The sequence below is a fragment of the Arthrobacter sp. SD76 genome (genome assembly GCF_049726125.1).
In the GTDB taxonomy this organism is placed as follows: domain Bacteria; phylum Actinomycetota; class Actinomycetes; order Actinomycetales; family Micrococcaceae; genus Arthrobacter; species Arthrobacter nitrophenolicus.
The window spans coordinates 17,057-32,192 of sequence record NZ_JBNBLR010000001.1 but is presented as its reverse complement, the minus strand read 5'-3'; the positions used below and the strand labels follow the sequence as shown (position 1 = coordinate 32,192).

Here is a 15,136-nt window from a genome sequence, read left to right as displayed (position 1 = left end):
CGGCGCGGTGCCCCCCCCCCCGATCAGACCCGGGCCAGTCCCGCAGCCTGTGCCAGCAGCTCGACGGAGCGCAGCCGCTCCGCGGTGCCGGGGCTCTGGTGGGCCACGATGAGCTCATCGGCGTCGGCGTGCCGGCCGAAGCTGTCCAGGTAATCCAGGACGACGTCGGGCGTGCCCACCGCTGAATAGGTCATCATCTGCGAGAGGTGCTGGCCCTGGGGCGAGTCGAGGATCATGTCCGCCTCGTCGTCGGTGAACTCGCGTCCGCCGCCGAAGAAGAGGGAAACCCTGGCGCGCTTGGTGGCCTGCAGCATGGCCTGCGCGTCCGATGCGGAGTCGGCGGCGATGACGTTCACGCCTGCGATGACGTGCGGCGCGTCCAGCTGGGCCGACGGCTTGAACTCCCGCCGGTAGATGGCGACGGCGTCCTGCAGCGCGTTCGGGGCGAAGTGTGACGCGAAGGCGTACGGCAGCCCGAGTTGTGCCGCCAGCCGCGCACCGAACAGGGAGGAGCCCAGGATGTACAGCGGAACGTTGGTGCCCTTGCCGGGTGTGGCTTCCACGCCCTGGATGCGGGTGGGGCCGGTGAGGTAGCCCTGCAGTTCCAGGACGTCCTGGGGAAGCTGTCCGCGGACATGGGATCCCGGCGCAGGGCCCGCATGGTGTTCTGGTCGCTCCCGGGAGCCCGTCCAGGCCGAGGTCGATCCGGCCGGGGTGGAGGGTTTCGAGGGTTCCGAACTGCTCGGCAATGGTCAGCGGCGAATGGTTGGGCAGCATGACGCCGCCGGCACCGAGCCTGATGCTCTCGGTGTGGGCGGCTACGTGGGCGATCAGGACACTGGTGGCCGATGAGGCGATGGAGGACATGTTGTGGTGCTCGGCGTACCAGACGCGCCGGTATCCCAGCCGTTCCGCGCTCTGTGCCATGGCCACGCTGCCTGCGAAACTCTCCGCCGCCGTCTGGCCTTTGCCGATGGTTGCCAGGTCGAGGATGGAGAGCGGGAGAGTCACGTGGGGGCCGGCCTTTCGAAGCGTTGCGTAGTTTTGCCCGTCGGGTCGCGGCGGGCACCTTTGGCATAACGACGGCGGGCCCCAGCTTATTTCTGTGACTTGCGGAATACTCAGCAAACTTATGATGTTGCCGCCCTAAAGCAAGCAAGTGGAACAGACAGGAGAAACACCATGGCAAACATCCTGATGGTCGTCTCGGCAGCCGACTCGCTCACCATGAAGGACGGCAGCGAACACCCCACCGGTTTCTGGGCGGAGGAGCTGGTGGTGGCGCACCAGACCCTGCTCGACGCGGGGCACACCGTGCACATCGCCACGCCCGGTGGCCGCAAACCCACCGTGGACCAGGTCAGCCTGGCAGCGGAATCCGCCGGCGGAGAGGAGCGCGCGAAAGGCTTCCGGGACTACCTCGAGTCGATCGACGGCGAGCTGTCGCAGCCGCTGGCGCTGGCCGGCGTCGACCCAACCGCCTATGACGCCGTGGTGATGCCCGGCGGGCACGGGCCCATGGCGGACCTGTACAAGGACCCTGACCTGGGCAGGCTCCTGGCTGCCGCGGACAGGGACGGCAAGATCATCGCGCCGTTCTGCCACGGTCCGGCAGGGCTGCTGAGTGCGACGGGTGACGGCGGCGCGTTCACGTTCAAGGGCCGCCGCCTCACGGTGTTCAGCAACGAGGAGGAGCTGGGCGGCGGCACCGGAGAGAACACTCCATGGCTGGTGGAGGATGCGCTGAAGGAGAAGGGCGCCGTGATTGAGAACGGTCCGGCCTGGAGCTCCAACGTGGTCCGCGACGGCAACCTCATCACGGGGCAGAACCCGCAGTCCAGCGAGGACGTGGCCAAGGAAGTGATCAAGGCTTTGGGCTAGGTCTTCAGGCAAGGAAGTGGCCCGGTCCTAGGACCGGGCCACTTCCGTTCGGCGCACGTCGTTGGGCGCCGGCCTCCCCACCACTTAGACGGCGCAGCCTCCCAGCGCGATCGTTCCGTCGACGGCAGCAATCTGCTTCTGGACGTCACCCAGCTTGGCTGTCAGGGAGTTGACGACCAGCTTTTGGGCAGCAACTGCATCCTTGTTCGCCTTCTTTTGGCCTTCCAGAGTCCGCAGCGTGGTCTGCGCCTCCGTCACCTGCTGGTCCAGGCTGGTCAACTGGTTCTGCAGAGTTTTCAGGTTGGCTTCCACCGCACTGATCTCCCCGTTGAGCTGGTTGAGCTGGTCCGCGAGCGGTGCCACCCGACTTTGCAGGGACAGGATCTCGTTTTCCTTGGCGGTGATCTGGCCATTGAGGTCAGAGACCTGCGCGGCAAGGCTTTCGGCCAGCTTATTGAGGGATTCGACCTGCGTCTCCTGCGCGGCCACGGCACCGTTCGCTGCCGCCAAGAGGCCCTGCAGCTCTGCCAGCTCGGCCTGCAACGCTGACAGCTCCTCTTTCTTGGCATCAACGGCGTTATCCGCTGTGGTGAGCTCGCTCTGTGCTTTCGCCAGGACCTCCTCCTTCTCCGCCAGCAGGGCCCTCTGGTCGGTGGCAGCCTCCTGAGCCTGCTGCGCGTCGGTCACCAGCCCTGGAAGTTCCGCTTCCAGGTCGGCGACCACCTTTTGCTGGGCCGCGACGGCGGCGGCAGCGTCGGAGGCCGCTTGCTCGAGCGTTACAAGTTGGCCGTGAAGGGTGGAAAGTTCGTCCTGCTTGAGCGTCACCGCAGCATTGGCCTGGTCAACTTCTTCCTGCAGGGCCGGAACCTGTCCCTTGAGGTTGGCGATCTCGATCTCTTTGGCGGCCAGCCCTGCGTTAGCTGCATCGAGTGCTGCCTGCAGCGGCGCCGCCTGCTGTTGCAGTGAGCTGCTCTCCGTCTGCTTGGCCAGCAGCTGGGTGTTAAGGGTGTTCACCTGGGTCTGCAGAGTTGTCAGGTCGCCCTGCAGTCCGGAGATCTGTGCGGTCTTGTCTGAGATGAGGCCGTTGACGACGGCCAGCTCGTCCTGCTTAGCCTTGCGCTGATCAAGCAGAGCCTGCTTCTCATCGTTATTGCCCTTGATGGCGGCCATGCGCTTGGTGAGATCGTCAATTTGCAGGTCAAGCGTGGTCTTCCTGGCCTGAAGCGCTGCAAGCTCGTTCTGGGCCGTGGTCAGTTCAGCCTGCTTTGCCGTGACGCTTGCACTCAGCGTGGTGATCTGACCCTGAAGGGTAGCGATCTCCGCGCTGAGGGTGCTGATCCCGGCCGTATTGTCCTCCACTGCTTTCGCGGCTTCCGCGGCAGTGTCTTGCAGGGTTGCCAGCTCAGCCTCAGCCGCTGCTATGGCGTCGTTTTGAGCGCGGAGGGCATCCGTCGCATGGGTAGCCGTCAACTGGAGGGACGCCAGTTGACCCTCGGCCTCGGTTATCTGTGCCTCTTTATCATCAACTGCTGCATCTGCGGCTGTCGCCGTTGCGGCGAGGTCGGCCAGCGTCTGCTCCTCCTCCGCCAACCGCTCCCTCGCAGCGTTCAGCGTCTCACTTGCGGTAGCGCTGTCCGCTTCGAGGACCTCCAGATCCTCCTGGGCCTTGGTGACTTCCAGCTGCGCCGCGTAGACAGCGGCTGACGCCTCTGCCACCGCCGTGGAAAGCGCAGCCAGTTCACCCTCGGCCTGCTGGATCTGGGTTTCCTTGGCGGTCACGGCACTGACGGCATCAGCCGCAGCTTTCTGCAGTCTTTCGAGCTCGGCCCGAGCCGCGGTGAGCTCCTCGCTGTTGGCGGCCTGTTCTGTAACGATTTTGGCTAACTCGGCTTCCAGGCCTTTGACTGAAGCCTCGGCTGCTGCCAGCTCTGCTTGGAGCGGCGAAAGCTCGCTGACAACGCCAGCCCGCTCACTCTGAAGACCAGCGAGGGCAGCTTCGGCTTCCGTAACCTGCGCCGCTGTGTCGGCTTGCTCGGCAAGCAACCGTTCCAGTTCCTGTTTTGCTTCAGCCTCGGCATCAGTGAGTTGCTGCTCCTCGGCTGCAAGCTCAGCCAGCGCCTTGTCAGCAGCGTCAATGCCAGCCGCCAGCTCGGCTTCCTGGGCCGTGAGTTGCGCCTTCTCAGCCTCCAATTTGGCGATGACATCCGCGTTCTTCTTTGCCGCTGCCTTCAGCAGGTTCTCCTGGACCGTCCCGCGGTGGGCGAATTGGTTAACAACGCCGTTGCAGATGCTGGTATTTGACGTGGTTCCTGCAGCAAAGGCCGGCTGGACCAAAACCAGGCCGCTGGTGAGTAGACCCGGCAAGACAACTGCTGCAGCAAGACGGCGGGAGAGGACAGATTTGCTGGGGGAAGTGCGCATGCGAGCTCCTGAGACCATCGGGCGGCCCACGTTGGCCGCTGCCTGCACTAAAGGTAAGTTCCAGCCCCACCGGAGAACACGCGTAATTGGCCACCTGACTTTGACCTTCAAGTACTCGTTTTCCGAAGCGGCCGGGCCGCGCGACTACTTGGTCAAGGCCCAGCCAGGGCACGGAATATGACCGCGCCGGTCTCCCGGTTAACCGCGGTTACTTCCTGCATCCCCGCATTGCGGCGGCCTTTGATTCACCTTCCGGGGCTGCCGGATAGTTGCTCCAACGCATCCGTTTCGTTGCATCACCTACCGACTTTCCAGGGAAAATCATGACCATTAAGGCCAAGCCCACCGCTGTCGCGGCTCTGACAGCAGCAGCGCTGCTGGGACTGGCAGCCTGCGCAGACCCGGGCGCGACGGCGGCGACGGCACCGAGTCCGGCAAGTACGAGGCCGTACTTGCCAACGTGACCGTGACCGAGGCCCGTAGGGAAAAGTTCGGCTTCGCGACCTACCGCAACGACCTCCTGAGCTTCTATGCGTAGAGCGGGTCCGATATCGGTGAGATCAAGGAAGCTAAGAACGTGGCGGGCAAGCGCAACGTCGTGGGCTCGGGCACCTACCAGGAAGCAATCCTGGTGCGCTGGTACGAGGAGAACAGGCCCAAGAAGTAGGCAGCCTGACGACGAAGGAAACCGGAACATAAGCTGTTAGAGGAGCTGATCCAGTTTCGGCGGAGAAGGGACAGGCGATGGCGGAGACGGATACCACTGACAGCCGCCTGGCGCAGCTGCTGGCCGCGACCGTTCGGCGTGACCCGAACGCCACTATCGAGCTGACGGTGGTCGTTGACGGCACCATCATCTCGGGATCGGCCGTCTCCGAGCAGGCCTGGGAGCGACGGCAGAACGACCAGGTCCGGGCCGGAAGCCCGGAAGTGGCGGACGCTCTTGAGTCTGGGGCGCCGGCATCGGACGAACGTAAGCTGAGCCAGGATCCGTACCTTCACTTTCTCGGCCCTGTGCTTGTTACAGGCGGCCGGAAGGTTTGCCTGCAGGCAACGAGGGTCGATCTTCGGAAAGTCTCCGCCTGGAGTATCGGCCGGATGCCCGCCGACCAGGAATGGCACCGGCCTTCCTACGACTGATCAGGCCTCGACTGATCGCTTCACATGCAACACGATGTGATTTCTAGAATGGCGGAGGTACCGGAGGCTTTGCGGCTGAGGCCGGTTCAGCGGTTTCGGCGCGGCCCGCATCCCTGTCCACTGCGCCGGCGTCTGCGGCACCGGTGCTGTAGGTCCTGCCCAGCGCAGAGCGCCATCGAAGATCGCCGCCATGGGACAAATGCTCATAGCTCCAGGCACCGATGGACTTGAGGGCATGGTGCCTTCGGCACAGCAGTGCCAGGTTCCCCGGCTCGGTGTGCCCACCGTCCTGCCATTCGATGGTGTGGTCCACTTCGCATCCTCGCGCCGGGCGGGCACAACCCGGAAACCGGCACGTGCCGTCCCGGCTGTGCAGGTATCGGAGCAAGGCCTGGGCGGACGGTAAGCCGTTCGGCCAACTCCCAGGGCCTGGCCCGTGCTGAAGTCGGTAAAAAGACGGTGCCAGTTAGGAGCCAAGGCCGCCAACCTGAGTGCCGTGTCCGCATCAATGGGTCCGTACCCCTGGAGCTCAGCGGTGCGCAGCCCGGTCGCGCCGGCCTCGTGTGCGAAGGGCGCCGCAGCAGGTACGCCGGCGAGAACCTGTCCTACCGGGATGGTTACCACGACTTCGGGGCGGAAGGGCCCGATTCCCTCACTGGATCCGCCCAGAAGCCGGTAGGCCAGTGCATCTGCACGGTACTCCGGCAAGGTTCGTGGTGGTGTGCGGCTTCCGGGAGCGGCGGCAGTACCCGGCACTTGATACGTGTCCGCTTCCGCAGCCCGGGCGCTGGCCAGCCGGGCGTCGCGGTCAAGCCCGTTGAAAATGGGGAGGCCGGCCTCTGCCGGCAGATAGGCGGTAATAGTGCACATGCCGTCCCGCTCAGGCGTGAACCATACACCCCGTTCACGCCGGGCCGATGCCTTCCGGGACGAGAGGCTTTCGGGATGGAGCCGCTCGCGCAGCCGACGCAGGCTGGTCCGCAGTTCGACGGCGGTGCGGAGCCGGCCCTGGCGCGTCCGCGTGCGCAGCAGGGCTATCCGCGAGAATTCGCCATGGTGGGCTGCGGGCAAAGAGCGCGCCTGTTCGAGGATGACTCGTGCATGCGCGGGGGAGATTTTTCCTTCCTCAACCGCTTCGAGGACCTCCCATTGACACGTGGTGAGCTCCACAGCGTCATTCACGGACTGGGCTGCTGATCCTTCCGAAACAGCACAGGCTGTTGCCACCTCCGTAACCGCGAGGGCGTGGGCCTCTTCTCCGCCAAAACGCATGGGCTGGCTGCCATCGCGGGGCGGCATCTCCTCAGCAACCGCTTCTTCGACCCGGGCAACGGCCCGCATCTTCATGGCAGTGGCCCAGGCAATAAGCCGGTCGGCTGACTGTGCCAACCCAAGAGCTTCATCAGCAGTCAGGAAGGAGGGCAGCGGATAGCTGACTTCACCGCCGAGAAGCGGCCCGCCGTCCGCAAACCGGACAGCAGGAAACCAGACGTCGTCAGCTGCCAGTTCCGTCTGCACGTGCGCCCCTTCCCCTTAATGTCCTTGGTGTCCTTTTCCGCTGACTACAGCTTAGGAAGGGGGTCTGACAATTTCGGAGGGACCTACAGAACCTGCTCCCACACCGTGAGTGCAGCCTGATCTTCCCCCGTCAGGGTCGACGACGGTCGCATCCACCCAGGCCGTACGGGCAAGGACACTGCTGCGCCAGGCCAGGACTGACCTCGCCGGTACAGCGGCTCCGGCACTGGCCGCCGCTAAGCTTGCGCCATGGCCAGGAAAACCACAGCAGAGAAGCTTGCCACCATCCAGAAGGGCTACGCCCTGGAAGGCGCCACCATCGAACTGGGGGCTGCCATCATCGACGGCGAGCTGCACAAGGATGCTCCGGTGCGGCTGCCGCTGGCCATGATGAACCGGCACGGGCTGGTTGCAGGGGCGACCGGCACCGGCAAGACCGTCACGCTGCACATGATGGCCGAGCAGCTGTCCACGGCCGGCGTCCCCGTTTTCCTGGCGGATATCAAGGGCGACCTTTCCGGGCTGGCCACGGCGGCAACAGGCAGCGAAAAGCTCAGCGTCCGCACCGAAAGCATCGGCCAGCCCTGGCAGGGCCGGACGTTCCCTGTCGAATTCCTGGCGCTCGGCGGCGACGGCAACGGCGTCCCGGTCCGCGCCACAGTCTCGTCCTTCGGCCCCATCCTGCTCTCGCGCATCATGGAATTGAACGACACGCAGGAGTCCAGCCTGCAGCTGGTGTTCTACTTTGCGGACAAGAACGGCCTGGAACTGGTCGACCTCAAGGACCTGCGGGCCGTCATCCAGTTCCTGACCTCCGCCGAGGGCAAGGACCAGCTGGAGGAACTCGGCGGGCTCTCCAAAGCCACTGCCGGCGTGATCCTGCGGGAACTCGTCAACCTGGAAGCACAAGGGCTGGAGAAGTTCTTCGGCGAACCGGAGTTCGATACCGCCGAGCTGCTGCGCACCGCCCCCGACGGCCGGGGCGTGATCACCTGTCTGGAGCTGCCCACCCTGCAGACCAAGCCCATGCTGTTCTCCACGTTCCTGATGTGGCTGCTGGCCGATCTCTTTGAGGACCTGCCGGAGGCCGGCGACCTGGACAAGCCAAAGCTCGTGTTCTTCCTGGACGAGGCGCACCTGCTGTTCAACGGGGCGTCCAAAGCCTTCCTCGAGGCGATCACCACCACCGTCCGGCTCATCCGGTCCAAGGGCGTGGGCATCTTCTTCGTCACCCAGACCCCCAAGGATGTTCCCGCCGACGTTTTGGGCCAGCTGGCCAACCGGGTGCAGCACGCCTTACGGGCTTTTACCCCGGAGGACGCCAAGGCCCTGAAGGCCACCGTGTCCACGTTCCCGGTCAGCGACTACGACCTTGAGAAGACCCTGACATCAGCCGGCATCGGCGAAGCGGTCATCACCGTCATGAATGACAAAGGCGCCCCTACGCCGGTGGCACATACCCGCCTGCGTGCGCCGGAATCCGTGATGGGTCCCAGCGAGGAAGCCCTGGTCCGGAGCACCGTGGCCGGCTCGGCACTCCTGCCCAAATACGGAACCGCGGTGGACAACCCGTCCGCCTACGAGAAGCTGGCCGGCAAGACCGCCGCACCCACGGGTCCGGCAGCGGAAGTTCCGGGCCCGCTGGACGTGGATGAGGAGGCCCGCCGCATCGAGGAGGAAATCCTGGGCAGGCCGAGCAGCAGGACAAGCAGCAAACCCGCGTCGCGCCGTGACGAGACACCTGTTGAGGCTCCCCGCAGGCAGTCACAGCCCCAGCCCGGTGGCGGGATGATGGACGACCTCGGCGCGGTCCTTGGCGGCGCACTCGGCGGCGGCCTGAAGAGCATGGCCAGGTCCGTCGGTACCCAGCTGGGCCGTGAATTGTTGCGCGGCGTGTTTGGCACGTCGTCCCGGCGCCGCCGCCGCTGACCAAAGCGCTGTCTACGGCGCCCTGACCGGCTGCGCCGTACGCCGCCGTCGGACGTTTTCCCACGTTTCTGCCCCGGGTAGGGGAGACACCAACTTTAGTGTGCGATCGCACTAACGTTACTGTAAGGAACGTGCAGATGAGTCAAGCGTTGGTGAGGATAGCGGCCGGATGGCTGCTCGGCCTCATGCTTGCCGTGGCCGGAGCCGTCGTTGCAGTGAACCTGGTGAACAACACCGTGGCGAGCCCGCAGCAGCCGGTCCGCGAATATCTGGACGCCCTGCAGGACGGCGACGGCGGCAGGGCGCTGGGGCTGCTGCGCGCCACCGTGCCGCCCAGCAACGCCGCAATGCTGGACGGGACCGGGCTGCAGACCGCGGCGTCCCGCCTCACCAACGTGGAGATCGGCGACCCGCAGGACCGCCCGGGCGACCAGGTGGTGGTGCCGATGGAATACACGATTGACGGCAGCCGCCTCAGCACCGAATTCCTGCTGGAGAAAACCGGCACGGAGTGGATCTTCTTCAACACCTGGGCATTCGTCCCCTCCCGGCTGCCCACGCTGGACATCACCGTAGTCAACGGCAACCAGGCCAACGTCAACGGCGTCCCGGTGAACATGCCCAACGGCCGGAACTCGTTCGCCGTGTTCTACCCCGGCGAGTACGAGGCCGCCCTGAACGGCCAGTACTTCTCCGCCCCCGCCACCCGGGCCACCGTGACGGCCCGCGATGTTCCCGTGGCACCGCTCAACCTGCTGACGCAGGCAACGGGCAGGCTGAAGGAAGACGTGGCGGACAAGGTCAAGGAGTTCCTGGACGGCTGTGCTGCGGAAGCGGGCAAGGAGCAGAAGCTGCAGCCGGACTGCCCGTTCTATTACGCCAGCAACAACCGGGTGCAGGACGGCAGCATCAAGTGGACCGTCACGGAGTATCCCAACGTCTCCATCGAGCCGTTCGACGGACGCTGGGTGGTGGCTCCTCTGGACGGCAAGGCCAAGGTGGAAGCGCTCCAGCAGAACTCCTTCACCGGCATCTGGTACCCCCTCGAGGCAGAGGTGGACTTCAGCTTTACCACCCGCCTGGACGTCTCCGGCGACGCGGTCAAAGTCACCCCGATGCTGAGCTTCTAGCTCGCCTCGCAAGCACCGCCAGCACTTGGGCCACCATGGCATCCGGGTGGTATACAACGTCGGAGTAGTAGTACCGAAGGGCCGTGTAGCCCTGGACCACGGACTCGTTGTTCCGCCGGTGATCCTTCTGGACCTGGTTCCACTCGGCATGGTGCCGGCCATCAAGCTCCACCACCAGCCAGCCGTCCAGCAACAGGTCGACGTAGCCCACCCGCGCCAGGTAGAACTGCGTCTGCACAGAGATGCCTGCCTGCCGAAAATATGTGCGCGCCAGTGTTTCGAGGAGTGAGTCGGATCCCCGGTCCACCCAGTCCAGCACCGCCCTTGCTTTCCCGTTCCGTTTCCCGGGCAGCCGATGGCGCAGGAAGCCGACGGTCATGTCTCCCCTCGATACCGCGCACTCCACCATGACCAGCGACTCCGGGAAGGGCAGACACCGCAGAGCGTGGACCAGCACATCGGCGAGCGCAGCGACCGGACGAAGCCTGGAAGGTGGCAGCAGCAGCCCTGCGTGGTGGACGGCAGGGTCACCCACTGCTGCCTGCCGCTGGTGGTAGACGTGCCGAAGAACCGGAGGCTTCACGCACCAGAGGTTGTAGTACGGCGCGGCGCTGGAACAGGTCAGCAATTCCCGGTTCCGCAGTACGGCAACCAGGTCCGGGGACGCCGTCGGGAGGGCGTAAAGTCCCCGGTCCGGTTGCAGGATGCCTCTACGTACAGCCCGTCTTGCCAGTGGGGGTGCAGCACCCGGAGTCGGCCCTATGTGAAGAACTGGAGGTATCCATCAACGTCACGTCAGGCACGCTTTTGGCTCCACTGCGCACGGCAGGCCGCGCGCAGTCGCGGTTCTTGCGGGGTACGGCCGCAAAAGGCTGCCTGCCGTGACATCAAGAGACACAGCAGGCAGCCTTTAGCATTACGACGGCGGGGCGTCAGTCCATGCCGCGGAGGTCCAGGACGAGCTCGGTGTCGCCGTCGGCCTGCAGGACCACGGGGATGCCCCAGTCCTGCTGGTACAGGTGGCAGGCGGCGTGGTCCGGGATCTCGCCGTCCTCGGTCTCCGGGCCGTCACAAGCGGCAGCGCGGGCGGTAATGTGCAGCACGCCCTCCGGAATCCCGGACGAGAGCTCCACGGTGCGGAGCAGCCCCACGGAGGTTCCGCCGCCGGACACCAGGAGCTCCGGCGGGGTGGAAGAGATCTTGAGCTGCGTGGGGTCGCCCCAGCGGTCGTCCAGTTTCTGCCCGGTGGGGGCGGTGAACCGGACAGTGAGCTCCAGCGGGCCGGGCGCCACAGGGCTCTTGGGCCGGTGCGTCTGGGACGCGCCCTCGTCCACCTGCTGCGCTTCCTTGGGGATGGGGACGTACACCAGCTGGTGCTGGTTGGCCTCCACTACTACCAGCAGCGGCTCGGAACCGGCCGAATGGGTGTGGTCCACGATGACGTCTGAGGGTTCCAGGAGTCCCCGCGCCAGGGTTGAGACGGTTCCCGCCGAGGGGTCGTAGCGGCGCACGGCGCCGTTGTAGGTGTCCGCAATCGCCACGGAGCCGTCGGGGAGGACTGTCACGCCCAGCGGGTGCTGCAGGCGCGCTTCAACGGCAGGACCGTCGCGGAAGCCGAAATCGAACAGGCCCTTGCCCAACGCAGACTCCACGGTGATGCTGCCGGCATCGTCGATCACGAGCTTCCGGAGCGCCGACGTCTCGGAATCGGCCACCCAGATGTTGCCGTCGCCGTCCTCGGCCAGGCCGGAGGGCTGCGCGAACCAGGCTTCGTGGGCGGGGCCGTCCAGGAGGCCCTCCAGGCCGTTGCCGGCGATGATGTCCACTTCGCCGGAGACGGGGTCGAAGCTGAAGATCTGGTGGGTGCCGGCCATGGCGATCACCACGGCGTTGAGCTTGCGCGACCAGACCAGGTCCACGGCGAGCTCAGCGACACCTCGAGGGGGTGCCCGCTCAGCCGGCCGGTGAATCCGGCGGCGTCCTCGTCCACGCGTGCGGGGCCCGTCTCCAGCAGGCGCTGGACACCGTTGCCGGCGAGCGTGGAGGCCTTGCCGTCCGTGAGGGACAGTCCGCGCAGGCGGTGGTTGACGGAGTCTGCAATTACGACGTCGTAGCCGACCTTGGCTGCCACATCCTCCGGCAGCAGGACCAGGCCCTGGGGTTCGTTGAACTGCGCCGTTGCGGTATCGCCGGCCGCCGGGCCGTCCGCATAGCCCTTGGTGCCGGAACCGAAGGTGGCCAGGACCGTCGTGAAGTCGGTGCCGAGTTCCACCACCCGGTGGTGCCCGGTATCGGTGACCAGCCAGGAACCCTTCTCCGCAGCATCCTTCACTGCGGCACCTGCTGCGGGGCCGCCGTCGGACGCTTCATCTGCGCCCGAGCCGCGGCCGGCGGGCAGGAAGAGCGCCTTGCCGGGGAACCGCAGGGTGCCCGACGTCGGTTCGGGCGCCACATAGGGGCCGGAACCGCGGTGGAGGGTGCCCTTGGCCTCGTGTTCGGCGATGAGCTCGGGGATCAGCACTGCCAGGCCGTCCGCGTGGCCCTCGCCCGACAGGTGCGCAACGATGTAGCCTTCGGGGTCGATGACCACCAGGGTGGGCCAGGCGCGGGCGGTGTAGGCCTTCCAGGTGTCCAGCTCCGGATCGTCGAGGACCGGGTGGTGGATCTCGTAGCGTTCCACGGCGGCGGCCAGGGCCACCGGGTCGGCCTCGTGCTCGAACTTGGGTGAGTGGACGCCGACGGTCACCAGGACGTCCGAGTACTCCTCCTCCAGGGGACGCAGCTCGTCCAGGACATGGAGGCAGTTGATGCAGCAGAACGTCCAGAAGTCGAGCAGCACGATCTTGCCGCGGAGGGCCTCAAGGTCCAGGGTCTTGCCGCCGGTGTTCAACCAGTTGCGGCCCACCAGTTCAGAGGCGCGGACCCGGGCGTGGGTGCGTACGGTTTCGCTCATCAGCGTCCTTCCAGCTTGTTGCGTTCAGCCAGCTTGGCGTCGCGTTCGGCCAATTTGGCAAACATATCGTTGTAAGCGGTGAGATCGGCGTCGTTATTCCTGTCCGCGGCCCGGTCCACCCGCTTGGTTTCCCGTGCGTCGGAACGGGACCACATGATGGCGACGCCGATCGCCACCAGGAGGGTGGGCACTTCGCCGATGCCCCAGGCCACTGCGCCGCCCTTCTGCTGGTCCACCAGCGCGGAGTCTCCCCACGCCCGGCCCAGGTTGCCGAAGTAGTCGGCGGCCAGGAGGTTGTCCCCGCCCATGATGGCGACGCCGAAGAAGGCGTGGAAGCCCATGGTCGCCAGCAGGAGGAGCAGCCGCAGCGGATAGGGCGCGCGGCGGGGCAGCGGGTCAGTGCCGATCATGGTCAGGATGAAGATGTAGCCGGTCAGCAGGAAGTGCACGATCATCAGCTCATGGCCCACGTGCTCACGCATGGCGAAGCCGAACAGGTCCGAGTAGTAGAACAGGACGATCGAGCCGGCGAAGTTGGCCGCCGCGAAGAGCGGGTGCGTCACTACCTGCGAGAACTTCGAGTGCACGAAGACCAGGATCCACTCGCGTGGCCCGCGCGAGCCGTCACCGCGGGGCTGCAGGGCGCGCAGCGCAAGCGTGACCGGGGCGCCCAGCACCAGGAAGATGGGGGCAACCATGGTCAGTGCCATGTGGTCCACCATGTGTGCGGAGAACAGTATGCGGCCGTAGACCGACGGCGGCCCGGAGGTGATGTAGGTCAGCACCAGCAGGCCGATGACCCAGTTGATGGACCGGAACCACTGCCAGGAGTCGCCGCGGCGGCGGATTTTGGCAACGCCCAGGAAGTCAGGACACCAGGCCAAACAGCGCGAACGCGATCCACAGCCAGTCCAGGCGCCATTCCGTCAGCCACCGTTCCGCGGTCAGCTCCGGGGGAAGTTCGTAGCCGGTGAGGATGAAAGCGGGCGAGGCGTCCGGCGCGTAAGTGGTGGGCTGCGGCGGGGCTGAACGGCCCAGTGCGACGGCGATGCCGGACGTTCCGGCCATTACCAGGAGCTCCGCGAGGATCAGCTGCCAGAGCACCCGGCGCGACGACATCGTGTTGCCTTGGCGGCCCAGCTGCGGGATGACCCACTGGCGGTGCATAAAGCCGATTCCGCCCAGCACCAGCGTGGCGGCGGTCTTGGCCAGGATCAGCTGGCCGTACGCGGAGCCAAAGAGGTCGGCCCAGCTGGTGATGCGGATGCTCGCGTTGATGACGCCGGAGGCGAGGACCAGCACGAACGCGAACCCGGCGAGGCTGGAGAACCTCTTGAGCGTGGCCTCGGTGATGTCGCCCGCAGCCCCTGCCTTGGCACCGGTCAGGATGCCGGAGAGCAGGGCCAGCATGATGATGCCGCCCACCCAGGTGCTGACGCCCACCAGGTGCAGGCCCAGGGAGTTGATGGCGCCCTCGTGGTCGGATGAGCTGGAGGAGTGTCCGATCAGGGCTGTGGGCACGAGCCCTATCAGTGCCAGCATGAGCGTGAGCGCCAAGCCCCCAAGCGACCTGACGCCGAACAGCGCTGTGGTCACCACGGCAGCGATGATGGTGACGGCCAGCCAGGCACGGCCGGTTTCGATGTCGGTCATGAAGTACACGAGGGCCTGGGTGAACTCGGCGTCACCTGACAGGCCTTGGCCGGCCACGTCCGCGTAGGTGAGGACCAGGACTGCGATGGCCGAGAGGGTCCAGGCTGCGCCGGCGGCCGCCGCTGCCGCCAGGGCCCTGCTGAAGGCGGGGTGTTCCGGACCTTCACTCCCCTCGGCCCTGTCCCTGCTGCGGGGGGCCAGGCTCCTGGGCAGGATGCCGACGGCGAAGACCAGGCCGCCGATGACCGTGGCCAGTGAAATGTTGTGGAGGGCCTTGCTGACGGGGAGTCCCCATCGCACCAAGGCACCCGGATCAGCAACGCCCCGGGTGGCGGCCGCACCTGAAAAGATCAGGGCCACTGTCAGGCCGAGGAACAGGGTTGCCAGTCCCGCGAGCTGCCAGGGCAGGGAGACACCCAGGGCATCACCGCCCGGCCCCCGTCCGCCTTTGCCGGCGGGCAGGGGTGTGGTGGATTGGGATTTTGCGGCAGAAGACACCACTCCATTGTCC

At 66.0% G+C, this 15,136-nt stretch carries 7 protein-coding genes and 4 pseudogenes; 5 read left to right on the top strand and 6 right to left on the bottom strand.

Features of this window, described 5'->3' with window-relative positions:
- Nucleotides 1–23: 23 nt before the first annotated feature.
- Nucleotides 24–1,011: pseudogene (locus ACPEE0_RS00105) on the bottom strand (LLM class flavin-dependent oxidoreductase).
- 171 nt (nucleotides 1,012–1,182) lie between these two features.
- Between ACPEE0_RS00105 and ACPEE0_RS00100 the strand changes: the two are divergent.
- Nucleotides 1,183–1,881, top strand: a complete 699-nt coding sequence (locus tag ACPEE0_RS00100) for a type 1 glutamine amidotransferase domain-containing protein (protein ID WP_009358235.1) — start codon at nucleotides 1,183–1,185, stop codon at nucleotides 1,879–1,881.
- 84 nt (nucleotides 1,882–1,965) lie between these two features.
- On the opposite strand, the gene ACPEE0_RS00095 is transcribed toward ACPEE0_RS00100, so the two are convergent.
- Entirely contained in the window at nucleotides 1,966–4,302 is a 2,337-nt protein-coding gene (locus ACPEE0_RS00095) for a hypothetical protein (protein ID WP_009358236.1), read from the bottom strand.
- Between the two features lie 421 nt (nucleotides 4,303–4,723).
- Between ACPEE0_RS00095 and ACPEE0_RS00090 the strand changes: the two are divergent.
- Nucleotides 4,724–4,957, top strand: a pseudogene (locus tag ACPEE0_RS00090) (ABC transporter substrate-binding protein); the annotation flags it as partial.
- An 89-nt stretch (nucleotides 4,958–5,046) separates the two neighbouring features.
- Nucleotides 5,047–5,442: a hypothetical protein gene (locus ACPEE0_RS00085; protein ID WP_354175776.1), complete on the top strand. Its 396-nt coding sequence runs from the start codon at nucleotides 5,047–5,049 to the stop codon at nucleotides 5,440–5,442.
- Here ACPEE0_RS00085 and ACPEE0_RS00080 read toward each other — a convergent pair whose 3' ends face one another.
- Entirely contained in the window at nucleotides 5,443–6,960 is a 1,518-nt protein-coding gene (locus tag ACPEE0_RS00080) for a DUF222 domain-containing protein (protein ID WP_424573737.1), read from the bottom strand. It abuts the gene before it with no gap.
- A gap of 249 nt (nucleotides 6,961–7,209) precedes the next feature.
- Here ACPEE0_RS00080 and ACPEE0_RS00075 point away from each other — a divergent pair, with 249 nt between their 5' ends.
- Together ACPEE0_RS00075 and ACPEE0_RS00070 are read left to right on the top strand one after the other, a co-directional pair.
- Nucleotides 7,210–8,889, top strand: coding sequence for a helicase HerA-like domain-containing protein (locus ACPEE0_RS00075; RefSeq protein ID WP_009358239.1), 1,680 nt, complete (start codon nucleotides 7,210–7,212; stop codon nucleotides 8,887–8,889).
- 137 nt (nucleotides 8,890–9,026) lie between these two features.
- Nucleotides 9,027–10,019: a hypothetical protein gene (locus tag ACPEE0_RS00070; protein ID WP_200859161.1), complete on the top strand. Its 993-nt coding sequence runs from the start codon at nucleotides 9,027–9,029 to the stop codon at nucleotides 10,017–10,019.
- On the opposite strand, the gene ACPEE0_RS00065 is transcribed toward ACPEE0_RS00070, so the two are convergent.
- The 3 genes and pseudogenes from ACPEE0_RS00065 to ACPEE0_RS00055 form a co-directional block, all read right to left on the bottom strand.
- Nucleotides 9,997–10,647 carry an endonuclease domain-containing protein gene (locus ACPEE0_RS00065; RefSeq protein WP_009358241.1) on the bottom strand — a complete coding sequence of 217 codons (651 nt, stop codon included), beginning with the start codon at nucleotides 10,645–10,647 and terminating at the stop codon, nucleotides 9,997–9,999. The two genes, ACPEE0_RS00070 and ACPEE0_RS00065, sit on opposite strands and share 23 nt — an antisense overlap.
- A 304-nt stretch (nucleotides 10,648–10,951) precedes the next feature.
- Nucleotides 10,952–12,972 (bottom strand): annotated as a pseudogene (locus ACPEE0_RS00060) (NHL domain-containing thioredoxin family protein).
- Nucleotides 12,972–15,126, bottom strand: a pseudogene (locus tag ACPEE0_RS00055) (cytochrome c oxidase assembly protein). Before ACPEE0_RS00055 ends, ACPEE0_RS00060 begins: the two co-directional pseudogenes overlap by 1 nt.
- Nucleotides 15,127–15,136: the final 10 nt, after the last annotated feature.

Coding starts and splice junctions, on each gene's coding strand:
- ACPEE0_RS00100 (WP_009358235.1), top strand. CDS start 1,183: ATGGCAAACATCCTGATGGTCGTCTCGGCAGCCGACTCGCTCACCATG.
- ACPEE0_RS00070 (WP_200859161.1), top strand. CDS start 9,027: ATGAGTCAAGCGTTGGTGAGGATAGCGGCCGGATGGCTGCTCGGCCTC.
- ACPEE0_RS00095 (WP_009358236.1), bottom strand. CDS start 4,302: ATGCGCACTTCCCCCAGCAAATCTGTCCTCTCCCGCCGTCTTGCTGCA.
- ACPEE0_RS00085 (WP_354175776.1), top strand. CDS start 5,047: ATGGCGGAGACGGATACCACTGACAGCCGCCTGGCGCAGCTGCTGGCC.
- ACPEE0_RS00075 (WP_009358239.1), top strand. CDS start 7,210: ATGGCCAGGAAAACCACAGCAGAGAAGCTTGCCACCATCCAGAAGGGC.